The 22,703-nt window shown below is 72.0% G+C and carries 19 protein-coding genes; 16 read left to right on the top strand and 3 right to left on the bottom strand.

Annotated features, from left to right (window positions below):
- Window positions 1–219 precede the first annotated feature (219 nt).
- From AC061S_RS18505 to aroA, 16 genes are all read left to right on the top strand, one after another.
- The gene (locus AC061S_RS18505; RefSeq protein ID WP_478687056.1) at window positions 220–1,833 is read left to right on the top strand and encodes an AMP-binding protein; all 1,614 of its coding nucleotides are present in this window, start codon (window positions 220–222) and stop codon (window positions 1,831–1,833) included.
- Window positions 1,830–2,213 (top strand): hypothetical protein, encoded by a 384-nt coding sequence (locus tag AC061S_RS18500; protein ID WP_478687055.1) that lies wholly within the window; start codon window positions 1,830–1,832, stop codon window positions 2,211–2,213. Before AC061S_RS18505 ends, AC061S_RS18500 begins: the two co-directional genes overlap by 4 nt.
- A gap of 195 nt (window positions 2,214–2,408) precedes the next feature.
- Complete coding sequence (locus AC061S_RS18495; protein ID WP_478687054.1) at window positions 2,409–2,687, top strand: LysR family transcriptional regulator; 279 nt, start codon at window positions 2,409–2,411, stop codon at window positions 2,685–2,687.
- 336 nt (window positions 2,688–3,023) lie between these two features.
- Window positions 3,024–4,562, top strand: coding sequence for a 4-hydroxyphenylacetate 3-hydroxylase family protein (locus AC061S_RS18490; RefSeq protein WP_478687053.1), 1,539 nt, complete (start codon window positions 3,024–3,026; stop codon window positions 4,560–4,562).
- Between the two features lie 79 nt (window positions 4,563–4,641).
- Complete coding sequence (locus AC061S_RS18485) at window positions 4,642–5,139, top strand: flavin reductase family protein (protein ID WP_478687052.1); 498 nt, start codon at window positions 4,642–4,644, stop codon at window positions 5,137–5,139.
- A gap of 242 nt (window positions 5,140–5,381) precedes the next feature.
- Window positions 5,382–6,926: an FAD/NAD(P)-binding protein gene (locus AC061S_RS18480; protein WP_478687051.1), complete on the top strand. Its 1,545-nt coding sequence runs from the start codon at window positions 5,382–5,384 to the stop codon at window positions 6,924–6,926.
- A gap of 97 nt (window positions 6,927–7,023) precedes the next feature.
- On the top strand, window positions 7,024–7,836 hold the full coding sequence (locus tag AC061S_RS18475) for a class II aldolase/adducin family protein (protein ID WP_478687050.1): 813 nt from the start codon (window positions 7,024–7,026) through the stop codon (window positions 7,834–7,836).
- A gap of 62 nt (window positions 7,837–7,898) precedes the next feature.
- Window positions 7,899–8,546 carry an NAD(P)-dependent oxidoreductase gene (locus tag AC061S_RS18470; protein WP_478687049.1) on the top strand — a complete coding sequence of 216 codons (648 nt, stop codon included), beginning with the start codon at window positions 7,899–7,901 and terminating at the stop codon, window positions 8,544–8,546.
- Window positions 8,547–8,574: 28 nt separating this feature from the next.
- Entirely contained in the window at window positions 8,575–9,861 is a 1,287-nt protein-coding gene (locus tag AC061S_RS18465; protein WP_478687048.1) for a multidrug effflux MFS transporter, read from the top strand.
- A 155-nt stretch (window positions 9,862–10,016) separates the two neighbouring features.
- Window positions 10,017–11,408: a class II 3-deoxy-7-phosphoheptulonate synthase gene (locus AC061S_RS18460; protein ID WP_478687047.1), complete on the top strand. Its 1,392-nt coding sequence runs from the start codon at window positions 10,017–10,019 to the stop codon at window positions 11,406–11,408.
- A gap of 47 nt (window positions 11,409–11,455) precedes the next feature.
- Window positions 11,456–11,833, top strand: a complete 378-nt coding sequence (aroH, locus tag AC061S_RS18455; protein WP_478687046.1) for a chorismate mutase — start codon at window positions 11,456–11,458, stop codon at window positions 11,831–11,833.
- On the top strand, window positions 11,833–12,957 hold the full coding sequence (locus AC061S_RS18450) for a prephenate dehydrogenase (protein ID WP_478687069.1): 1,125 nt from the start codon (window positions 11,833–11,835) through the stop codon (window positions 12,955–12,957). Before aroH ends, AC061S_RS18450 begins: the two co-directional genes overlap by 1 nt.
- A 118-nt stretch (window positions 12,958–13,075) precedes the next feature.
- A complete protein-coding gene (gene aroC / locus AC061S_RS18445; RefSeq protein WP_478687045.1) occupies window positions 13,076–14,263 on the top strand; it encodes a chorismate synthase in 1,188 nt (395 codons plus the stop codon).
- Window positions 14,260–15,348 carry a 3-dehydroquinate synthase gene (aroB, locus tag AC061S_RS18440; protein ID WP_478687044.1) on the top strand — a complete coding sequence of 363 codons (1,089 nt, stop codon included), beginning with the start codon at window positions 14,260–14,262 and terminating at the stop codon, window positions 15,346–15,348. The genes aroC and aroB overlap by 4 nt, the downstream gene beginning before the upstream one ends.
- Window positions 15,349–15,439: 91 nt before the next feature.
- Window positions 15,440–17,575, top strand: coding sequence for a transketolase (gene tkt, locus AC061S_RS18435; RefSeq protein WP_478687043.1), 2,136 nt, complete (start codon window positions 15,440–15,442; stop codon window positions 17,573–17,575).
- Window positions 17,572–18,849 (top strand): 3-phosphoshikimate 1-carboxyvinyltransferase, encoded by a 1,278-nt coding sequence (gene aroA / locus AC061S_RS18430; RefSeq protein WP_478687042.1) that lies wholly within the window; start codon window positions 17,572–17,574, stop codon window positions 18,847–18,849. The genes tkt and aroA overlap by 4 nt, the downstream gene beginning before the upstream one ends.
- A 168-nt stretch (window positions 18,850–19,017) precedes the next feature.
- On the opposite strand, the gene AC061S_RS18425 is transcribed toward aroA, so the two are convergent.
- The 3 genes from AC061S_RS18425 to AC061S_RS18415 all read right to left on the bottom strand — a co-directional run bounded on the left by AC061S_RS18425 (window position 19,018) and on the right by AC061S_RS18415 (window position 22,654).
- Complete coding sequence (locus AC061S_RS18425) at window positions 19,018–20,496, bottom strand: MFS transporter (RefSeq protein ID WP_478687041.1); 1,479 nt, start codon at window positions 20,494–20,496, stop codon at window positions 19,018–19,020.
- A gap of 86 nt (window positions 20,497–20,582) precedes the next feature.
- Window positions 20,583–21,785, bottom strand: coding sequence for an acyl-CoA dehydrogenase family protein (locus AC061S_RS18420; RefSeq protein WP_478687040.1), 1,203 nt, complete (start codon window positions 21,783–21,785; stop codon window positions 20,583–20,585).
- Window positions 21,786–22,081: 296 nt separating this feature from the next.
- Window positions 22,082–22,654 carry a dihydrofolate reductase family protein gene (locus tag AC061S_RS18415; RefSeq protein ID WP_478687039.1) on the bottom strand — a complete coding sequence of 191 codons (573 nt, stop codon included), beginning with the start codon at window positions 22,652–22,654 and terminating at the stop codon, window positions 22,082–22,084.
- Between the last annotated feature and the right edge of the window lie 49 nt (window positions 22,655–22,703).

Raw genomic sequence — 22,703 nt, 5'->3', positions numbered from 1 at the left:
GCCGGTGCGTCCTGCCGGACCCCGCGCTCTCCCCCTTCCCCTCCGCCGGGCGTCTTGGACGTCCGGCGGAGGGTTTTCCGCAACCGATCCGGTGCTCCGGGTGCCGACATCAGATCTTCCGATGGACGGTTGCCTACCTTCATGCAGGTTTGTTTCCATGAGCTCGGCCCCGAGCCACCTACGACAAACGAGGCTCTTGACCGACCACGGAGAAGCCACATGATCAAGCTCGATGACATCCGCCGGCACGCGGCGGGCGGCGTGACGCGGGATGCCTTGGTCGACGGCCGGGTACGGCTGACCTGGGGCCAGTTCGCCGAGACCGTGGAGCGGACGGCGGCCGGACTCACCGAGCACCTGCCGCAGGAGGGTCCGGTCCGCGCGGTCTTCCTCGCCGGGAACAGCTGGCGGCTCGCCGTCGCGATGAGCGCCTGCGCCACGCTCGGCGTCTCCTGCACGGGACTCGACCCGGAGAGCGGCACGGACGACCTGGGCCAGGTGTTCTCCTGGCTGGAGCCCTCCGTGGTCTTCGTTTCCTCGGAGCACCGCGCCACCCTCGACCGGCTCGTCTGGCCCGGCGGCCCGAAGGCCGTGCACGTCCTCCTGGACGGGATCACGGCTCCCGGCGCACCGGCGGCCCCCGGCAAGCACCAGGCGCTCAACTTCGACCTGCTGACCTCGGCCGAACCCCTGCGCACCCTGCCGGCGCCCCGGCCGTACGAGTCCTTCGCGGTCAGCGCGCGCAGTGAGGGCCCCTCCCGGATCGCCGTGCGCCGCACCCCCTCCGAGGGCCGCCACCTGGTCGACCTCGTCGACGAGTTCGGGCTCAGCCGGGACGACGTCCACCTGGCCTCCGCCCCGCCGACCGAGTCCACGGCCCTTGCCCTGACCCGCACGATGCTCGGCATCGGCGCCACCGTCGTCCTCGCGGACGGGGCCGGCCCCGAGACCCTGGCCGCCCTGCTCGTCGCCGAGCGCGTCAGCACCGGCGTGATCACCCCCTCCGCCCTGCACGGCCTGCTCGGACTCCCGGAGACCGCCGAGCCCTCGCCGCGCACCCGCCACCTGCGGTTCCTCCTCACCCCTGGCACCCACCTGGGCCGATGGACCGTCAACACGGCCTGGGAGCGGCTCGGCCCGGTGCTGCACACCGCGCTCGGCAGCCCGGAGACCGGCCTGACCGCCGTCATGGGCCCCGAGGAGCTGCTGGTCTCGCCGCCGCGCTCGGGCCACACCACGCTCGGCACCACCGTCGCCGTCCTCGGCGAGGACGGGCAGCCGGCGGCGCAGGGCGAGAGCGGCCGCCTCGCCTACGCGGGCCACCAGGTCATGGACGGCTACCTGGACGGCGAGACCCGGATCGCCGAGCTGGACCTCGGCTGGGGCACCGAGCGCTTCCTCGTCACCGACGAGTCCGGGTACGTGGACGAGACCGGCCGGCTGCTGATCACCGGGCGGGTCGCCGAAGTGGCCGTGGTGGTCCGCGATTCGGCGGTCGACACCGAGCTGTTCCGGCTGGAGTCGGACCTGCTCAACCTGCCCTGCCTGCGTGACACCGCCGTCATGCGGGTCAGCAACGCGGTGCTGGGCGACGCGATCGTGGTCCCCTTCATCGCCGTGGCGGTCGACCGCGAGGCCACCGGGTACAAGTCGCTCAGCGCGGCCTGTGCCCGCCGGGTGCCGTCGCTGCCCGCGCACGTCATCGCGGTCGACACCATCCCGTACAGCCCGACGGGCCGGATCCGCACCGGGGACCTGCTCGACGCGGTGCTGCCCATCATCACTCTGAACCTGCAGCTTGAGCAGTCGATGCAACAGGAGATGTCCGCGTGAACCTGCCCTCCTTCGACGACCAGCCGTACGACGAGCTGCTGGTGGAGGACTTCGAGACGGCCTTCTTCGCACTCGAACTCGAACTCCTCGACCTGCCCTGCGTCCAGGACGTGGCGGTGATGCGCACCCGGCTGCCCGAGGTGGGCGAGACGCTGGTGGTGGCCTTCGTACCGCTCCCGGAGGAGGACCAGGAGGCCGGCGGGCGCCAGGCGGCGCTGGCCGCCTGCGAGCGGCGCATGCCGTGGGTGCTCTCGCACGCGGTGGCCGTCGACGCGATCCCGCGCGCGGCCGACGGATCCGCCCGCACGGGCGTCCTGATCGACCGGCTGCTCCCGCAGATCGCCCGGGACCTCCTCTCGCCCATGGAGATGTCCGACTAGTCCGCTCCGCACGACCCGCTGTCAGGACGAAGCAGCGGCTGACCTGTGGCCATGCCCTCCCTGCGGGCATGGCCACAGGTATGTCGGCTTCCGTACGGGGGTGTGAACGGCGGTTCCCTCTACTGTGTTTATACCTGCACCGTGGTATGTTTCTCATCTCCGGGGCTTTGAGCCTCGTAGAAGGGAGCCCCTGCCGTGCAGTTCCAGCAGTTACGCTCGTTCCGTGAAGTGGCCGCCGAGATGAGCTTCACCCGCGCCGCCCGAAACCTTCACTACTCGCAACCCAGCGTCACCGCCCACATCAAGAACCTCGAGGACTACATCGGGGCCGAGCTGTTCCATCGCGCCGGCGGCCGTGTCGAGCTCACCGAGGCGGGCATGCGACTGCTGCCACACGTCGAGAAGATCATCCTGATCGCCGAGGCCGCCTGCATCGACGCGGCCTCCGCCGGCCGCACCCGTCCCGCCGCCTGACCGGCCGCCCGGACGTCTTTTTGCTTTTCCATTCGGCCCGACCGCGTATCCAAATCACCTGGATCGAGGTCGGGCCGTAGTTATGCCCGGGCATTCGGAATTCATTATTCCGTCATATCCAGACGCCTGGCCGCCCCTTCTCCGTAATGTCAACCGAGTTTCTCCTCCTAGCTGTTGACGTGCCGTCCGGAAACGTGATGGCGCCAGGTTTGGCGTGGATGGGCAATTGTTCGTGCGCGGCCCCGCAAGAGCGGATGGGCGTCCGAACCTACGCTCGGATCAATCGAACTGTGCGCCCGGCAGCGGTCGCTTGCAGCACCTGGAGAGGAGACCGAAATGGGTCAGGTCCCGACAGTGGATCAGTCGGCCGACGAGGCGCCGAACGACCTCATGACGGGCGACTCCTACCTGGAGAGCCTGCGTGACGGTCGCCAGGTCTTCGTGGACGGCGAGATCGTGAAGGACGTGACGACGCACCCGGCCTTCGCCAACGCCGCGAGGTCGATCGCGCACCTCTACGACGCACTCCACCACCCGGACACCAAGGACCTGATGACCACGGTCGACCGGTACACGGGCTACCGCGTCCACCGCTTCTTCACCCCGGCGCACTCGCCCGAGGAACTCCTCAAGGCACGTGACGCCATCGAGCACTGGGCCCGCCTGGGCTACGGCTTCATGAACCGCACCCCCGACTACAACGCGTCGTTCATGGCCGGCCTCGCGGTCACCCACGACTTCTACGAGCCGTTCGGCGACAACGCCCGGGCCTGGTACGAGAAGTACGCTCGCCAGGGTCTCTCGGTCAGCCACGCGATCGTCAACCCGCCCGCCGACCGCACCAGGGCGTCACACGAGATCCGCGACGTCCACCTGAAGGTCGTCGAGGAGCGGGTGGACGGCATCGTCGTCGAGGGGGCCAAGCTCATGGCCACCGCCTCGGCGCTGGCCAACGTCGCCTTCGTCGGCCAGAGCCACCCGTCCGACCCGGACGCCGGCAAGGCCGACGACATGGCGCTGGCCTTCATGGCCCCGCTCAACACCCCCGGCATGAAGATCGTCTGCCGCACCTCTTACGAGTCCAAGGCCACCAGCCCGTTCGACAACCCGCTCTCCAGCCGGTTCGACGAGAACGACGCGGTGCTGGTCTTCGACAAGGTGTTCATCCCGTGGGAGAGCGTCCTCATCCACCGGGACACCGAGAAGATCCACCCGTGCTTCCCGCGCTCCGACCTGCTCTCCCGCGGCTTCTTCCAGGGCGCGATCCGCAGGTCGGTCAAGCTCCAGTTCATGGCGGGCATCCTCGACCGGGGCACGCGCATCAACGGCACGGACGGCTTGCGCGACGTCCGGGCCGGCCTCGGCGAGCTGCTCGCCTGGCGCCACCAGACCTGGGCCGTCACCACTGCCATGGCCCTGGACCCGGAGTACGGCCCGGCCGGCACGGTCCTGCCGCGCATGGACTACGCCGCCGGCTACCGGGCGCTCGCCCCGCTCGGCTGGGAGCGCACGCACCGCTTCTTCGAGGAGCACCTCGCGGGCGCGCTGCTGATGACCCCCTCCAGCGGCAAGGACCTCCAGAACCCCGAGCTGCGCCCGCTGCTCGACCGCTACTACCGCGGCACGGGCGCCACCGCCGAGGAGCGCACCAAGCTCTTCAAGCTGGCCTGGGACGCGATCGGCACCGAGTTCGGCGCCCGCCACGAGCTGTACGACCTCAACTCCGCCGACCGCCCCGACCAGGTGCGCCTCGACACCCTCAACTGGTCACGCGACGCCGGTCTGCTCGACACCTACGGCGACCTCGTCCAGAAAGCCATGGACGACTACGACCTCGACGGCTGGACCCGCGGCCGCTGGGCCCAAGAGAACTGACCAGTCAGCCCGCGTACGGACGGGTGCCGTCGGCCCAGGCGCCGAGCACACCCGTCCGCGCCCAGCAGAGAGGCCCGGCATGAACCACGACCTGCGCGATGTGATGCGCTCCTTCGCCACCGGGGTCTGCATCGTCAGCACGTACACCGAGAAAGACGGCGTACGCACCCACAATGCGATCACCGTCAACTCACTCACCTCCGTCTCACTGGAGCCGCCGCTGGTTTCCCTGAGCTTCCGTCACGACTCGGAGTTCTTCACGGAGCTGATGCGCACCGGCGTCGTCGGGATCTCGATCCTCGGCGCCGAGGGCGAGTCCACCGCCCGCGCGTTCGCACGCCGGCGGCCCGAGCGCGACCGGGCGCTCACCGAGGTGGCCGGGGTCCCGGGCGAGGCCACCGGGACGCTGCTGTTCGACGCGGCGGCCTGGATGGAGTGCAGCCTCCGCGACCACGTGGTGGCGGGCGACCACGTCATGGTCATCGGCGAAGTCCTCGCCATGGGGGCCCGTGAGGCCCAGACCCCCCTGATCTTCCTTCAGGGCGGATTCCACAGGTTCGAACTGGAACAGGTGTGACGTGCGGGCGAAGACACCGCCGAGACGCCGGGGCCGTCTCGATGCGTGACCGCAAGAACTCCGCCACCTGAGCCGGAGTGCCCCACCCCATCGGCCGACCGGCTTCACCCCCTCCGCACCGGGGGCGGGCCGGCGGCTTCCACCGAATCCCCGGAGTAGGCGAGGAGGGCCCCGTGATCACGGACAGCAAGGCCGGCGCACGACGACCCAGCGCCTTCCACGAATTGATAGGTGACTGACACATGTCCCGTGGATTCTCGATCGGTATCGTCGGAGGAGGCGCGGCTGCAGTCTGCTTGATCGACGCGTTGTCCCGAACAGAGAGCGAACCAGGCAGCCTCACGGTCTTCGAACCGTCACCGCACCTGTGGCGCGGCCGCGCCTACCAGGTGGACACCGAGACCCTCAAGGTCAACGCGACGCCCGACGACATGTCCGTGCGCGCCGGCGACCTCCAGCACTTCGAGAACTGGCTGGAGACACGGGACAAGGTCGTCGGCGTCCGCACCGGAGTCGACCGGTGGTCCGGGAGCCGCTTCGCGCCCCGCACCGTCTACGGCGAGTACCTGGAGCAGACCGCGTACGCCGCGCTCGGCGAACTGCGCCGCCAGGGCTGGCGCGTCGACCTCGTCGGCGAGGGCGTCACCTCCGCCAGCCGGGCCGCCAACCGGGTACTGCTGCGCACCGGCAGCGGCCGCGCCCGCGCCTTCGACTACGCCATCCTGTGCGTCGGCGGCGACAGCCCCAAGGACGTCTACGGACTGTCCGGCACCGAGGGCTTCGTCGGGGACCCGTACCCGATCGTCAACAAGCTGGCGGACGTCGGCGAGAACGACCACGTCGCCGTCATCGGCAGCGGCCTGACCGCCATCGACATCATCCTGTCCCTGGCCGCCCAGGGCCACCAGGGCCGCATCAGCCTGATGTCCCGCCGCGGCGTCCTGCCCGGTGTGCGGCAGAAGGCGGTCCCCTTCGAGCTGCGCCACTTCACCCCGCACCGGATGGAGGCGCTGGCCACGACCCACCCCGAGGTCACCCTCGAGGACATCGCCACCGTCATGCGGGCCGAGTTCCGCGACATCGGCGCCGACCTCGACGCGACCGTCGAGGAGATCATCCGGGTCGACCTGGAGAACCCGGTCGACCGGCTGCGCCGGCAGATCGAAGAGGTCGACTCCCCCCACATGGGCCTGCGCATCCTGCAGCGCGCCGTCCCGGAGACCGGGCCCGACGTCTGGCCGATGCTGCGCGAGCAGGACAAGGTCCAGCTGCTGCGCGCCCACTACCGCACGATCATGAGCCTGTGCTGCCCCATGCCGCCGGGCAGCGCCGGAGTCCTCCTCGAACTCGTCGAGGCGGGCAAGCTCGACATCGTCGCCGGACTGCAGAACATCACCCCGAACCCCGAGGCGGGGTTCGACGTCGTCACCGCCGAGGGCCACAACTTCACGGCCGACCGCGTCGTCAGTGCCGTGAACGCCTCCGAGGGGCGCATCCCCACCAGCGCCGCGCCCCTGGTCACCTCGCTCATGCGCAGCCGCGTCGCCAGCCGGCACCCCCACGGCGGCCTGCACATAGCCCGTCCGACCAGCCAGCTGACGACCAACGGCAGATCCGACCCGCGCCTGTACGGGCTCGGCAACATCGCCGCGGGTTCGCTCTTCTTCACCTTCGGCATCCCCTCGCTGGTCGACCGCAGCCAGGACATCGTCGGCGCGATCCTGCAGCACGCCGAGACCGTCACGGCCGCGAGCCGGGAGAACGAGGAAGTCCTGCTCACGGTCTAGCCCTGCTCACGGTCCAGCCCCGCTCACCGACCGGCCGCCGCCCGCACCCGTATCCGTACCACTACCGGAGAACGATCCGGAGATGAGGACCCCGCGCATGAGCGTCACCGAGACCGACCGGCCCGCCTACCTGGCGGACACGCACACCGGCCTGCCGATCCCCGGCGAGCCGGTCTTCACCACCCACGAGGAGACGCGCCGCCACCGCAAGCAGCGGCTCGCCGCCGCCCTGCGGCTGTTCGGCAAGTACGGCTTCGGCGAGGGCATCTCGGGCCACATCTCGGTCCGCGACCCGGAGCACGAGGACCGCTTCTGGGTGAACCCCTTCGGCGTCTCCTTCAACCTGGTCCGCGTCGCCGACCTGATCTGCGTCGACTCCGCCGGCAACGTCGTGGAGGGCAAGCACCGGGTCAACCCCAGTGCCTTCGTCATCCACTCGGCCATCCACGAGATGCAGCCGGGTGCCACGGCGGCCGCCCACGGCCACACCGCGCACTCCCGCGCGCTGGGCTCCCTGGGCCGGCTGCTGGACCCCATCGACCAGGAGTCCGCCGCCTTCTACAACCGCCAGGTCCTCTACGAGGAGTACGAGGGCCCCTCGGTCTCGGCCGAACTCGGCCGCGACATCGCCGAGAAGCTCGGCGACAACCGCGCGATCCTCCTGCGCCACCACGGCCTGATAACCGTCGGCGGATCGCTCGACGAGGCCGTGCACTGGTTCTTCACCTACGACAGCTGCGCCCAGGTGCAGCTGCTCGCCCGGGCGGCGGGCACGCCCAAGAGCTTCAGCCACGAGCAGGCCGTGGCCGCGGGGGACGGATTCGGCAACGAGCAGCTGGGCTGGTTCAGCTTCCAGCTGCTCTGGGACGAGATCGTCCGCGAGCAGCCCGACTTCCTGGAAGAGGACTAGCCCGCACCCGTCTCGCGTACGACGACACCCCGCGAGAAGCACCCAGAAAGAAGAGGCACGCCATGAACATCCTTCTTTTCGGCGCGAGCGGACACATCGGCAGCGCCATCGCCGGTGAGCTGCTCTCCCGCGGGCACTCCGTCACCGGCGCCACCCGCACCGGCGCGATCGCGGGCAAGAGCCACGAGGACCTGACCGTCGTCGCCGGTGACGCCACCAGCGCCGACACCGTGGCCGAACTGTCCGCGCGGGGCTACGACGCGGTGGCCTCGGCCGTCGGTCCCAAGCCGGGCTTCGACGACGACCACAAGATCATCGTCGGTGCGGCCAACGCACTCATCGAGGGCCTGACCCGCAGCGGCGTACGCCGTGTCGTGGTCCTCGGCGGCGCCGGCAGCCTGGAGGTGTCCCCGGGAGTCAAGGTCATCGACGACCCGGACTTCCCTGCCATCTGGAAGCAGAACGCGCTCGCCCAGAGCGAGGCCCTGGGGCTCTACCGCCAGGCCGACACCCTGGACTGGACGTTCATCTCCCCGGCCGCCCGGATCGAGCCCGGCGAGCGCACCGGCACCTACCGGGTTGGCGGTGACCAGCTCGTGGTGGACGCCGAAGGCCACAGCCGCATCAGCATCGCGGACTACGCGGTCGCCTTCGCGGACGTACTGGAGCGCGGTGACGCCATCCGGTCCCGCATCACCGTCGCCTACTGATTCCGCGTTCCCCGGAGGGGATCCGACCATGGCTCCACCCGCGACACCGAAGGGCGCAGGGCTCGCCCGGTACGTCGTCATCCTCGGCGCGCTCACCGCCCTCGGCCCGCTGGCCAACGACGCCTACCTGCCGGGGCTGCCGCAGATCGCCGAGGACCTGCACACCAGTGCCCCGGCGGCCCAGCTCAGCCTCACCGCCTGCCTGCTCGGCCTCGGCATCGGCCAGCTCGTCGCCGGCCCGCTCAGCGACGCGCTCGGCCGCCGCCGCCCGCTCATCGCCGGTCTCGCGCTGTTCTCCGTCACCGCGCTGCTCTGCGCCTTCGCCACCGACATCTGGACGCTGGTCGGGCTGCGCGCCCTCCAGGGCCTCGGCGGGGCCACCGGCATCGTCATCGCCTCCGCCGTCGTGCGCGACCGGCACACCGGGCCCGCCGCGGCCCGGTTCTTCGCGAAGCTGATGCTGATCACCGGCATCGCGCCGATCCTGGCCCCCGTCCTCGGCGGCCAGCTCATGCTGGTCACCTCGTGGAAGGGCATCTTCATCGCCCTCGCCGTCATCGGCGCCGCGATGCTCTTCGGCGTCGCCGGCGCCCTGCCGGAGACGCACCCCGCCGATCGGCGCGTGCGCGGCGGCCTCAAGGCCACCGGCCCGGTCTTCCGCAGGCTGCTCAGCGACCCGGTGTTCGTCGGCTACAACCTGGCCTGCGGCTTCGCCTTCGCCGCGATGTTCGCGTACATCTCCGGCTCGACCTTCGTGCTCCAGTCCCTCCACGGGATGTCCCCGCAGGGCTACAGCGCCGTCTTCGCGGTCAACGCCCTCGGCCTGGTCATCGCCGCGCAGGCCGGCGGCCGCGTCGTGCACCGGACCGGCCCGCGCGCCCTGCTCGCGGCCGGTCTGCTCCTCTCCGCGGCCGGCGGCCTCGCGCTGCTCGCCGTCGTCCTCACGGACGCCGGCCCGGCCCCGCTGCTCGTCGCGCTGTTCCTGGTCGTCTCCAGCGTCGGGCTCGTCCTGCCGAACTCCTTCGCGCTGGCCCTGCAGGACCACGGCGACGTGGCCGGCTCGGCCGCCGCGCTGCTGGGCCTGTCCCAGCATCTGATCGGCGCGGCCGTGGTCCCGCTCGTCGGCCTCGCCGGCGAGGACAGCGCGGTTCCGATGGGCATCGTCATCGCCGTCCTCGGCGTTGGCGGTCTGCTCTCCTTCAGCCTCACCAAGGAACCCCGGGCCGCCGGTGCGAAGACCGGCGCCCCGGCGCCCGCGGCCGCCACCGCCACCGCGACCGCCGGACCGGCGCCCGAGGTGCGCGAGCCGGTCTAGCCCGGCGAGCCGGGCTCCTGCAACGGAACGCCCGCCCGGGGAACGCGCGGCCGCACGGCCGCACGGTCCCCCGCCACCCCGGTCCGCCACTCCGGTCGGCGGCAGGGCCACACCTCTTCCCTTTCCGAACGAAACCGATCGAGGTCCCAGCCACCATGACCCTCGCCACGCACACCACGGCCGCCGTCGACTCCTGGCGGCTGCTGCCCGCCGCGCAGCAGCCGTCCTACCCCGACCCGGTCGCCCTGCGCTCCGCGCTCGACGACCTCGCCTCCTACCCGCCCCTGGTCTTCGCGGGCGAGTGCGACCGCCTGCGCGACCGCCTCGCCGACGTCGCCCGGGGCGAGGCCTTCGTCCTCCAGGGCGGGGACTGCGCCGAGACCTTCGACGCCGTCAGCTCCGACCAGGTCCGCGACAAGGTCCGCACCCTGCTCCAGATGGCCGCCGTCCTCACCTACGCGAGCTCCGTGCCCGTGGTGAAGATCGGCCGGATCGCCGGGCAGTACTCCAAGCCCCGCTCCCAGTCCACCGAGGTCCGTGACGGCGTCGAACTGCCCGTCTACCGCGGAGACTCCGTCAACGGCCTCGCCTTCACCCCCGAGTCCCGCACCCCGGACCCCGAGCGGCTCAAGCGGATGTACCACTCCTCCGCCGCCACCCTGAACCTCGTACGGGCCTTCACCACCGGCGGCTACGCCGACCTGCGCCAGGTCCACGAGTGGAACCGCGACTTCGTCGCCGCCTCCCCGGTCGGAGAGCGCTACGAGCGCCTCGCCGGCGACATCGACGACGCCCTCACCTTCCTCGCCGCCTGTGGCGCCGACCCGGCCGCGGTCCACTCCTCGGAGATCTTCGCCAGCCACGAGGCGCTGCTCCTGGACTACGAGGCCGCGCTCACCCGCGTCGACGCCCGTTTCGGGCAGCTGTACGACGTCTCCGGCCACATGATCTGGATCGGCGAGCGCACCCGTCAGCTGGACGGCGCCCACGTCGAGTTCGCCTCCCAGGTGCGCAACCCCATCGGCGTCAAGCTCGGCCCCACCACCTCCGCCGACGAGGCCCTCGCGCTCATCGACAAGCTCGACCCGGACCGCGAGCCCGGCCGCCTCACCTTCATCACCCGCATGGGCGCCCGCAACGTCCGCGAGATCCTGCCCGAGCTCGTCGCCAAGGTCACCGCCGAGGGCGCGAGCCCTGCGTGGATCTGCGACCCGATGCACGGCAACACCTTCGCGGCGCCCAGCGGCCACAAGACCCGCCACTTCGACGACGTGCTCGACGAGGTGGCGGGCTTCTTCGAGGTCCACCGCGCGCTCGGCACCCACCCCGGCGGCATCCACGTCGAGTTGACCGGCGACGACGTCACCGAGTGCGTCGGCGGCGGCGCCGAGGTCCGCCTCACCGACCTCGGGCGGCGCTACGAGTCCGCGTGCGACCCCCGCCTGAACCGCAAGCAGTCCCTCGACCTGGCCTTCCAGGTCGCCGAGCTGTACCGGGACCGCACGGCCCAGGGCGCGGCCCGCCGCGAAGCCGTACCCGCCGCCTGATCCCGCGCGACCGATCGACGTACCGTCCTCAGCAAAGGGAGAAGACCATGTCCGTGCGTGCCCTGCGCGGTGCCATCCAGCTGGAAGTCGACGAGCGGGTCCACCTGCTGGACGGGGTCCGGACGCTGTTCCAGGAGATGCTCGAAGCCAACGGGCTCGACCAGGACGACCTGGTCAGCGTGCTCTTCACGGCGACCCCGGATCTGGTCAGCGAGTTCCCGGCGGTGGCCGCCCGCGAACTGGGCGTGACCGACGTGCCGTTGATGTGCGCACAGGAACTGGACATCGCCGGGTCCCTGCCCCGCGTGGTCCGCATCCTCGCGTACGCCGAGACGGAGCTGTCCAAGCCCGAGATCAAGCACGTCTACCTGGGCGGCGCGGCCGCCCTGCGCAGAGACCTCTCCGTGGCAGGGGAGCCGAGGTGATCCGCTCCGCCGCGGTGGTGGGGACGGGACTCATCGGAACCTCCATCGCGCTGGCCCTCTCCCGCCGCGGGGTGGCCGTCCACCTGATCGACGAGAACGAGTCGGCCGCCCGTACCGCCGCCTCCCTGGGCGCCGGTACCGTCGGCCCCCCGAGGAACACGGTCGACCTGGCCGTCCTGGCCGTTCCGCCGGCCCAGGTCGGCGCGGTGCTCGCCGCCCAGCAGAAGCGCGCCCTGGCCCGCTCGTACACCGACGTCGCCAGCGTCAAGAGCGGGCCGGAGATCGGGGTGCTCGCCGCCGGCGCCGACCCCGTCACCTTCATCGGCGGACACCCCATGGCCGGCCGGGAGCGCTCCGGCCCGCTCGCCGCCTGCGCCACCCTCTTCGAGGGCCGCTCCTGGGTCCTGACGCCGACGGCCGACACCGGCCGCGAGGCGCTCAACATGGCGCTCATGATGGTCTCCCTGTGCGGGGCGGTGCCCGTCGTGATGGACAGCGAGGTGCACGACCGGGCCGTGGCCCGGGTCTCGCACACCCCGCACGTCGTCGCCTCGCTGATGGCCGCGCGCCTCCAGCACCTCCCGGAGGACGCCTGCCGCCTCGCCGGCCAGGGGCTGCGCGACGTGACCCGGATCGCCGGGGGAGACCCCCGGTTGTGGGGCGACATCCTGGAGTCCAACGCCACCGCGGTCGCCGACGTGCTGACCGAACTCGCCGAGGACCTCCAGGTCACCGTGGCCGCCCTGCGCGGCCTCGCCACCGACGACGCGGCCGAACGCGCCCAGGGCACCACGTTCCTGGCCGACCTGCTCGGCCGCGGCATCATCGGCCGCGACCGCATCCCCGGCAAGCACGGGCACCCGGTGCCCGCGTGCGCCCCGGTCCGCGTCCTCATCGGGGACCAGCCCGGTGAACTCGCCCGGCTCCTCGCGAGCGCCGCCGAACTCGGCGTCAACATCGAGGACATGACCATCGACCACTCGCCCGGTGACGAGAGCGGCCTGGTCGAGCTGATGGTCGCCCGCGGCACCGCCTCGAACATGGCCCAGCGCCTGATGAGCGCCGGCTGGCGGGTCCAGCGCATGGGTCCGATCGAGGCCCCGCCGGTCACCGCCGGCGTCTGACCGCGCCGGCGTCCGACCGCGCCGGCGTCCGACCGCGCCGGGATCCGACCCGCCGGCCGCCGACCCGCCGACCGGCCGCCTACCGACCTCCCACCACGCCCCACGACAGAGGATCACCTTGAGTACTTTGCGATGGCTCACCGCGGGCGAATCGCACGGCCCCGCCCTCACCGCCGTCCTGGAAGGCCTGCCCGCCGGGGTGGAGGTCTCCACCAAGGCCGTCGCCGACTCCCTGGCCCGGCGCCGCCTCGGCCACGGCCGGGGCGCCCGGATGGCCTTCGAGCGGGACGAGGTGACCTTCCTCGGCGGCGTCCGCCACGGCCTCACCCAGGGCGGACCGGTGTCGATCCAGGTCGGCAACACCGAATGGCCCAAGTGGCAGACGGTGATGGCCGCCGACGGCGTGGACGCGGAGGTCCTGGCGGGCCAGGCGCGCAACGCCCCGCTCTCGCGGCCCCGCCCCGGCCACGCCGACCTCGCCGGCATGCAGAAGTACGGGTTCGACGACGCCCGGCCGGTGCTGGAACGGGCCAGCGCCCGCGAGACCGCCGCCCGCGTAGCCCTCGGCGAGGTCGCCCGCGCCTTCCTCCGGCAGGCGTACGGGATCACCGTCGTCAGCCATGTCGTCGCGCTCGGCGCGGCCGCCGCCCCCGACGGCGTGGTCCCCGGTCCGGGCGACACCGAACGCGTCGACGCCGACCCGGTGCGCTGCCTCGACCCGCGGGCCTCCGCCGCGATGGTCGCCGAGGTCGACCGGGCCCACGAGAGCGGAGACACCCTCGGCGGAGTCGTCGAGGTCCTCGCGTACGGACTTCCGCCGGGCCTGGGCAGCTACGTTCACGGCGACCGGCGCATCGACTCCCGGCTGGCCGCCGCCCTCATGGGCATCCAGGCCATCAAGGGCGTCGAGTTCGGCGACGGCTTCGGCCTCGCCCGGGTCCCCGGCTCCCTCGCCCACGACGAGATCGAGCGGGGCGAGGACGGCGCCGTCCGCCGCCGCACCGCCCGCTCCGGCGGGGTCGAGGGCGGCATGACCACCGGCGAACCGCTGCGGGTGCGCGCCGCCATGAAGCCCATCGCCACCGTGCCCCGCGCCCTGGCCACCGTCGACGTCGCCACCGGCGAGCCGGCCGTCGCCCACCACCAGCGCTCCGACGTCTGCGCGGTGCCCGCCGCGGCGGTCGTCGCCGAGGCGATGACGGCGCTGGTCCTCGCGCACGCCGCGCTGGAGAAGTTCGGCGGGGACTCCCTCGTGGAGACCGCCCGCAACCACCGGAGCTACCTCGACCACCTGGCCGTCCGATGAGCACCCCGATCCTGACGACCGGGAGCACCCGGATCCGGATCGGCGGCGACCGGCCGTACGAGGCCGTCGTGGGCCACGGGCTGACCCGGGAGGCGGGCGAGACCGGCCGCGTGCTGGGCGCGGAACCGCTGCGGGTGGCCGTGGTGCACTCGCGCGCCCTGCTGGCCACGGCCCGCCGGATCGCCCGGGAGCTCACGGACGAGGGACGCATCGTGGTCTCCCTCGAAGTGCCCGAGGGCGAAGCCGCCAAGGACATGACCGTCGTCGTGGGCCTGTGGCGGGCCCTCGCGGACGCAGGGTTCACCCGCTCCGACGCCATCGTGGCCGTCGGCGGCGGCGCCACCACCGACCTCGCCGGATTCGCGGCCGCCGGCTGGCTGCGCGGCGTCCGGCTCGTCCTCGTGCCGACCACGCTGCTCGGCATGGTCGACGCCGCCATCGGCGGGAAGACGGCCGTCAACCTGCCCCAGGGAAAGAACCTCGTCGGCGCCTTCCACCCGCCCGCCGGGGTGCTGTGCGACCTGGACCTGCTGGCCACCCTGCCGCCCGCCGACCACGTCAGCGGCCTCGCCGAGGTGATCAAGGCCGGTTTCATCGCCGACCCGGAGATCCTGCGCCTGGTAGAGAAGGACCCGGCCGGGGCCGCCCACACCCGCGAGCTCGTGGAGCGCGCCATCCGGGTCAAGGCGGAAGTCGTCACGGAGGACTTCCGCGAGGACGGGCGCCGCGAGCACCTCAACTACGGCCACACCCTGGGCCACGCCATCGAGCGGGTCGCCGGCTACCGGGTCCGGCACGGCCACGCGGTGGCCGCCGGCATGGTCTTCGCCGCCGAACTCGCCCGCCTCGACGGCCGGCTGTCCGCCGCCGACGCGGAGCGCCACCGCGCGCTCCTCTCCGCCGCGGGACTGCCCACCGGCCACACCGGCGCCTGGGCCCCGCTGCGCGACGCGATGGGCATCGACAAGAAGACCCGGGGCAACCGGCTGCGGTTCGTCGTCCTCGACGCCATCGGCCGTCCCGCCCTGCTCACCGCCCCGGACGAGGGCCTGCTGACCGCCGCGTACGCCCGGCTCGCCCGGTGACCCGGCCCGCCGTACCCGTACCCGCCGGAGCGCTCGTACCCGCACGCGCACCCGTACCCGTACTCGAATTCCCCGAACAGGAAGGCCCGTCATGACCGTCGCCATCGCCCCGCAGGCGCCCGTCCTGCTCTGGGAGGACGCCGACCGCCGGGCCGTCGAGGTCGCCCGCGCGCTGACCGTGGACGCCGTCGAGGCGGCCGGCCACGGCCACCCCGGCACCGCCATGAGCCTCGCGCCGGCCGCCTACCTGCTCTTCCAGCAGCTGCTGCGGCACGACCCCCGGGACCCGCGGTGGGCCGGCCGCGACCGTTTCGTCCTGTCCTGCGGCCACGCCAGCCTCACCCTGTACACGCAGCTCTACCTCTCGGGCTACGGGCTCACCCTCGACGACCTCAAGGGCCTGCGCACCGAGGGCAGTCTGACCCCCGCGCACCCGGAGTACGGGCACACCCCGGGTGTGGAGACCACCACCGGCCCGCTCGGCCAGGGCCTCGCCAACGCGGTGGGCATGGCCATGGCCGCCCGCCGCGAGCGCGGCCTGTACGACCCGGAAGCCGCCCCCGGCACCTCCCCCTTCGACCACACCGTCTGGGCCATCGCCTCCGAGGGCGACCTGGAGGAGGGCGTCGCGCACGAGGCCAGCTCGCTCGCCGGCCACCAGCGCCTGGGCAACCTCGTGGTCCTCTACGACGAGAACCGCATCTCCATCGAGGACGACCGGCAGATCGCCCACTCCGAGGACACCCTCGCCCGCTACCGGGCGTACGGCTGGCACGTCCAGGAGGTCGACTGGACCGCGAGCGGGGAGGCCGGCGGGTACACCGAGGACGTGCAGGCCCTGCACCGGGCGCTCACCATCGCCCGCGAGACCACCGACCGGCCCTCCCTCGTATCGCTGCGCACGATCATCGGCTGGCCCGCGCCGAAGAAGCGCAACACCGGGGGCATCCACGGATCGGCCCTCGGAGCCGAGGAGGCCGCCGCCGCGAAGGCCGCGATGGGCCTCGACCCCTCGCTCTCCTTCCAGGTGCCCGCCGAGGTCCTGGCCCACGCCCGCCGGGTCGCCGACCGCGGCGCCGAGGCCCACCGCCAGTGGGACAAGACCCTCGCCGACTGGCGCGCCCTGAACCCCGAGCGCGCGGAGCTCTTCGACAGGCTCTCCGAACGCCGGCTGCCCGAGGGCTGGCGGGAGAGCCTGCCCGTGTTCTCCGGGGGCGGCCAGATGGCCACCCGCAAGGCGTCCGGCGAGGTGCTGAACGCGCTGGCCCCCGTACTGCCCGAGCTGTGGGGCGGCTCCGCCGACCTCGCCGAGTCCAACCTCACCACGATGAAGGGCGAACCCTCCTTCATCCCCGAGGAGTTGGCGACCGCGGCCTACTCCGGCCACCAGTACGGCCGGACCCTGCACTTCGGCATCCGCGAGCACGCCATGGGCGCCCTCCTCAACGGCATCGCCCTGCACGGCGGGACCCGCCCCTACGGCGGCACCTTCCTCGTCTTCTCCGACTACATGCGCCCCGCCGTCCGGCTCGCGGCCATGATGAAGCTGCCCGTCACCTACGTCTGGACCCACGACTCCATCGGGCTCGGCGAGGACGGCCCCACCCACCAGCCGGTCGAGCACCTCTGGTCGCTGCGCGCCATCCCCGGCCTGGACGTGGTCCGGCCCGCCGACGCCAACGAGACCGTCGTCGCCTGGCGCACCATCCTGGAGAACGACGACCGCCCGGCCGGCCTGTGCCTGTCCCGGCAGAACCTGCCCGTCCTGGAACGCACCGAGGAGAGCGGGCTGTCCCCCGCCGACGGCGCGGCCCGCGGCGGCTACGTCCTGGCCGAGGCCGACGGCGGCCGCCCCGAGGCCATCCTCATCGCCACCGGCAGCGAAGTGCCCATCGCGCTCGACGCCCGCCGCATCCTGCAGGACGGGGGCCTGGCCACCCGAGTGGTGTCGATGCCCTGCCTGGAGTGGTTCCAGGCGCAGGAGGAGGAGTACCGCGAGGAGGTGCTGCCCGCCGAGGTGGCCGCCCGGGTCTCCGTCGAGGCGGGCTCCAGCCTCGGCTGGTACGCCCTGGTCGGCGCGGCCGGGACCTCGCTGGGCATCGACTCCTTCGGCGCGTCCGCCCCGTACCAGTCCCTGTACGAACTGCACGGCCTGACGGCGCCCAAGGTCGCCGCGGCCGCCCGCGCGAGCTTCGAGCGCGCCCGGCGCAGGAGCGCGGGCCGATGAGCGCCGCCACCGTGCTGGAGGCCCGCATCCCGGGCTCCAAGAGCATCACCAACCGGGCGCTGCTCCTGGCGGCCGCCGCCCCCGGCCGCAGCCGCCTGCGCGCGCCGCTGGTCAGCGACGACACCCTCGCCTTCCGGGCCGCGCTGACGGACCTGGGCACCGGCGTGCGCGATGTGGGGGACGCCGGGTACGGGTACGGCGACGGCTCCGGATACGGCGACGGCTCCGGCGAGGTCTGGCAGGTCACCGGTCGCGGCACCGGCCCGGCCGGACCCGGCCGGGTGTGGTGCGCGGACGCCGGTACCGCCGCGCGGTTCCTGCCGCCCTTCGCGGCCACCGGGTACGGGGACATCGCCTTCGACGGCTCCGACCAGCTGAGGGCCCGCCCGCTGCGGCCGCTGCTGGAGGCGCTGACCGGGCTCGGGGCGAAGGCCAGCGGTACGGGCCTGCCCTTCACCCTGACCGCGAACGGCCTCGCCGGCGGCCGGATCGAGCTGGACTCCGGGCTCAGCAGCCAGTACCTCTCCGGCCTGCTGATGGCCGCCCCGCTGATGGGCGGTCCGCTCACGGTGGACGTACCGCGCCTGGTCAGCCGCCCGTACGTGGACATGACCCTGGCCCTGATGCGGCACTTCGGCGCGCGCGTGGAGGAGCGGGGCGGCGCGATCACCGTGCACCCCGGCGGGTACGCGCCGGCCGACCTGGAGATCGAACCGGACGCCTCGACCGCCTCGTACTTCTTCGCGGCGGCGGCCGTCACCGGCCGCACCGTACGGGTCCAGGGCCTGGGCAACGGCAGCCTGCAGGGCGACACGGCGTTCGTGGACGTGCTGCGGCTCGCCGGGGCGGAGGTGACGAGGACCGACGACTGGACCGAGGTCACGGGCACGGGCCCGCTGCGCGGCGGTTTCACGGTCGACATGGGCGATATCTCGGACACCTTCATGACGATGGCCGCGATCGTCCCGCTCGCCGACGCGCCCGTCACCATCACGGGCATCGCCCACGCCCGGCTGAAGGAGTCCGACCGCATCGCCGCCGTCGCCGGCAACCTGCGCGCCCTCGGCATCCGCGTGGAGGACGGCCCGGACCGCATCACGGTCCACCCGGGCACCCCCGCCCCGGCGACGATCGACTGCCACCGCGACCACCGCATCGCGATGTCCTTCTCGGTACTCGGCCTGCGCGCCGCCGGCATCACCCTGGACGACCCGTCGTGCGTGGCCAAGACCTTCCCGGGCTTCCACGGGGAGCTGGGCCGCCTTTTCGGCTGACCCGCACGGACAGCGCCCCGCCACAGGCCACCACACAGAAGCAGGTCCTCGCCCCAGGCGAGGGCCTGCTTCTGTGTGGTGGCCTGGTCCTGACGGCTCACCCATGGGCAAGCCCTCAGGACCCGCTCGGGTCCTGAGGGCTGTGGGAGGTCGAGCGGGGAGCCGCGGTCAGTGCTGCGGCGAGCCCGCCTTCCGCTTGCGGGCCGAGGCGCGCAGCGCCGCGACCAGGGTGAGCACCATGGTCAGGGCGGAGATGGCGGTGACCACGTAGAGGCCCTGGTGGAAGCTGCCCAGGGTCTCGCCCCCGCCTTCGGACGTACCCTCGGCCGCCATCGTGGCGGTCACGATCGCCAGGACGACGGCCGCGCCGACCTGGTAGCCCGTCTGCAGCACACCGGCGGCCAGGCCCTGCTCCGAGTCGTCCACGCCGGTGGTCGCCTGGACGTTGGCGGCGGGGAAGGAGAAGGGGAAGGCGATGCCGATGAGCACGATGCTGGGCAGGATCACCCAGACGTAGGAGGACGTGCTGTCGATCCGCAGGAAGAGCAGGTACGAGGCGGTGTAGGCGACGAACCCGGCGAAGATCATCCACTGGACGCCGAACCGCGAGATCAGCTTGCCGGCGCGCGGTGCGATCGTGGCGATGAGCAGACCGATGGGCAGGAAGGCCAGCGCCATCTGCATCGGGGACCAGTCGCGCAGGGACTGGAGGTAGAGACCGCCGATGAACTGGAAGCTCATGTAGGTGCCGAGGATCGCCGCGGCGACCAGGCTGGCGCCGACCAGCGCGCGGTTGCGCAGCAGGCCGAGGCGCAGCAGGGGCTGGGCCGCCCGGCGTTCGATGGCGACGAAGGCCGCGAGGAGGACCACGGTGGCGGCGAACATCCCCAGCGTCTGCGCCGAGAGCCAGCCCACGTTGGGGGCCTCGACGATGCTGTAGACGAGGATCAGCATCGCGGCGGTGACGGTGAAGGCGCCGGCGACGTCGAACTTGCCCTCGGCCCGGTCCGTCTTGACGTCCTTGGGCACCAGGGCCACGGCGCCGATGAAGGTGAAGACCGCCACGACGACCGGGAGCAGGAAGGTCCAGCGCCAGTTGATCTCGGTGAGCGCGCCGCCGACGATGACGCCGGTGGAGTAGCCGACCGCGCCGCAGGCGGTGTAGATGCCGACCGCGCGGTTGCGCTGGGGGCCCGCCGGGAAGTGGGTGAGGATGATGGACAGGCTGGCCGGGGCGCTGAAGGCGGCGCCGACACCCATGACGAACCGGGAGATGATCACCACCAGGCCGTCATCGGTGATCCCGCCGACCATCGATCCGGCGGCGAAGATGGCGACACCCCACAGGAACATGCGGCGCCGGCCCAGGAGGTCCGCCATGCGTCCGCTGAGCAGCAGGAAGCCGCCGAATCCGAGGACGTAGGCGCTGACGACCCACTGCACGGCCGCCGTGCTCATGCCCAGGTCGGCCTGGATGGGCGGGACCGCGACCCCGACCATGATGTTGTCGAGGGCGTCCAGGAAGAATGCGGCACAGACACTGACGAGCAGGCCCCATTGGCGGAATCCCCAGCTGTTATCGGTTCCTTCGGTCTTCCTTTCGGGTTCGACTGCTGTTTCGACTGCTGATTCGCTGGATGTAGGCATGCCTGTCCCAATTCACTAGTCACGTGCCGGTCAGCGACACGACCGAGGCGACGGCCTGCCGTCCCGGCCGACCTCGCCGTTCCCGGTTATCCCTTGAGTCCGAGGGGGAATGGCGCCTCAGGCGTCCCCCCGAGGAGGTAGGCGCCCGCCGACTGCACGATCTGCTCCTGGGCGAGGATGTGCTGGCACATGGTGTGCAGATCGCGGAGCCAGCGGCCCAGCGGCGAGGTCTGGTAGATCGAACCCGTACCGACGAGGTCGGAGAGCCGGGTGACGATCGAGCGGGCCGTCTTGAAGGCGTTGACGCGGGCCAGCGCCGCGGCGACCTGCTGCTCCGGGGTCGGCTCGGCGCCGGACACCAGCCGCTCCCACAGTTCGTCCAGAGAGCCGTAGACCGCGTAGCGGGCCGCGGACAGCTCCATCTCGGCCTGGCCGAGGGCGATCTGTACCCGGTAGCTGTCCTTCCAGGCCAGGCCGGTGGCCCTCTCGACCCGGTTGGCCGCCAGCTCGCGCACGTGGTCGATGGCCGCACGGGCGACGCCGAGCGGTACACCGGGCACGTTGCCCAGGAAGGCGTCGGGGGCGGCGTAGGGGCCCGACGTGTGCGGATTCGCGAAAAAGAAGGAGCGCTCCTCCGGCACGAACAGGTCGTTGGCCTGGTAGTCCATGCTGCCGCTGCCGGCCAGACCGACGGTGTGCCACGTGTCGATCTTCTCGAAGTCCTCGCTGCGGGCCACGATCAGCCGCCAGTTCACCGGCGCCCCGTCGGGACCCGGTTCGGGCTTCCCGTCGCTGTGGACGACGCAGCCGCCGACCACCCAGTCGGCGTGCGTGATCCCGCTGCCGAACGGCCAGCGGCCGTTGACGACGTAGCCGCCCGGGACCCGCTCGGCGCGCCCGGCCGGGAAGATGAGGCCGGCGGTTATCGCATCGGGGTTCTCCAGCATTTCCTTGACGACGGGCTCGTCCAGGTAGCCGGCGTAGATCCAGGTGTCCATGCCGATCATGCCGCACCAGCCGACCGCCGGGTCGCCGTAGGAGAGCGCCTCGATCACCTCGGTCTGCTGCGCGAACGTGAGCTCCGGCCCGCCCCAGTCCTTCGACAGGCCGGTACGGAAGACGCCCGTCTCGCGGAGCAGCTGGGCGACGTCGTCGGGCAGACGCCGGTTGAGCTCGATCTCGGCGGACCGTTCGCGCAGCAGCGGGGCCACTGCGCGGGCGCGCGCCAGGATGTCCTCCGCCGAGGTGGGCGCGTTCTCGCGCGTCTCGGTGGGCCTGGGAGTCTCCATGATGGTCACGTAAAAGGCCCCCTGTGCCTGTGTAATCGTCCGGTACGGGAGCGAGGCGGTCCGCTCCTCCGGCATCACGGTATGTACCAGGACACCCCGGCTCTTGCCTGAACGCGCATGCGATCTGGCACGTGCGTGCACACTCTCGCCCTAACCTTCTAACCAGTAGCTAGAAGGTTAGGATAGCGGCGGTCTTCCTGTCCCGCCATCGCCGAACGCCGCTGCGCCCTGCCAGGGGGGCGGCAGGGCGCAGCGGCGTGATGCGGGGGTCTGTGGGCGACGGGGGCGGGCTCCTGTCAGCGGACGACGTCGAAGACGTTCATCTGCAGGCCGTTGGCGTACGCCGCGTGCTCGACGAGCTTCAGCTTCTGCGCGTCCTTGTCGGTGGCGCTGAAGAGCCGCTTGCCCGCGCCGAGCAGCAGCGGGAAGACCAGCAGGTGGTAACGGTCGATCAGGCCGGCGTCGGAGAGCGAGTGGTTCAGCGAGGCGCTGCCGTGGACGATGATCGGGCCGCCCTCGGTCTCCTTCAGCGCGGCCACCTCGTCGAGGGAGCGCAGGATGGTGGTCTCGCCCCAGTTCGACACCAGGGCGTCCTCGCCGAGGGTGGTGGAGACGACGTACTTCGGCATCACCTTGTAGTCGGCGAAGTCCTCCATGTCGGGCCACACCGGGCTGAACGACTCGTAGCTGGTCCGGCCGAGCAGCATCGCGGAGGCTTCCTTCTGCTCCCGGCCCTTGATCTCGAACGCCTCGGGCAGGAACTCCACGTCATTGAAGGTCCAACCCGAGTTCCGGTACCCGGACTCGCCCCCCGGGGCCTCCACTACGCCGTCGAGGGAGATGAAAGCGGTGCTGATCAGGGTGCGCATCTGGGGTTCCTCGGAATCTCGTGTCTGGCTCTCGGACGGTCCGTCCGGT

The sequence above is a fragment of the Streptomyces sp. CA189 genome, assembly GCF_056428985.1.
This window is presented reverse-complemented; position numbering and strand designations above follow the sequence as displayed.

Coding starts and splice junctions, on each gene's coding strand:
- AC061S_RS18505 (WP_478687056.1), top strand. CDS start 220: ATGATCAAGCTCGATGACATCCGCCGGCACGCGGCGGGCGGCGTGACG.
- AC061S_RS18490 (WP_478687053.1), top strand. CDS start 3,024: ATGGGTCAGGTCCCGACAGTGGATCAGTCGGCCGACGAGGCGCCGAAC.
- AC061S_RS18485 (WP_478687052.1), top strand. CDS start 4,642: ATGAACCACGACCTGCGCGATGTGATGCGCTCCTTCGCCACCGGGGTC.
- AC061S_RS18480 (WP_478687051.1), top strand. CDS start 5,382: ATGTCCCGTGGATTCTCGATCGGTATCGTCGGAGGAGGCGCGGCTGCA.
- AC061S_RS18475 (WP_478687050.1), top strand. CDS start 7,024: ATGAGCGTCACCGAGACCGACCGGCCCGCCTACCTGGCGGACACGCAC.
- AC061S_RS18470 (WP_478687049.1), top strand. CDS start 7,899: ATGAACATCCTTCTTTTCGGCGCGAGCGGACACATCGGCAGCGCCATC.
- AC061S_RS18465 (WP_478687048.1), top strand. CDS start 8,575: ATGGCTCCACCCGCGACACCGAAGGGCGCAGGGCTCGCCCGGTACGTC.
- AC061S_RS18460 (WP_478687047.1), top strand. CDS start 10,017: ATGACCCTCGCCACGCACACCACGGCCGCCGTCGACTCCTGGCGGCTG.
- aroH (WP_478687046.1), top strand. CDS start 11,456: ATGTCCGTGCGTGCCCTGCGCGGTGCCATCCAGCTGGAAGTCGACGAG.
- aroB (WP_478687044.1), top strand. CDS start 14,260: ATGAGCACCCCGATCCTGACGACCGGGAGCACCCGGATCCGGATCGGC.
- tkt (WP_478687043.1), top strand. CDS start 15,440: ATGACCGTCGCCATCGCCCCGCAGGCGCCCGTCCTGCTCTGGGAGGAC.
- aroA (WP_478687042.1), top strand. CDS start 17,572: ATGAGCGCCGCCACCGTGCTGGAGGCCCGCATCCCGGGCTCCAAGAGC.
- AC061S_RS18425 (WP_478687041.1), bottom strand. CDS start 20,496: ATGCCTACATCCAGCGAATCAGCAGTCGAAACAGCAGTCGAACCCGAA.
- AC061S_RS18420 (WP_478687040.1), bottom strand. CDS start 21,785: ATGGAGACTCCCAGGCCCACCGAGACGCGCGAGAACGCGCCCACCTCG.
- AC061S_RS18415 (WP_478687039.1), bottom strand. CDS start 22,654: ATGCGCACCCTGATCAGCACCGCTTTCATCTCCCTCGACGGCGTAGTG.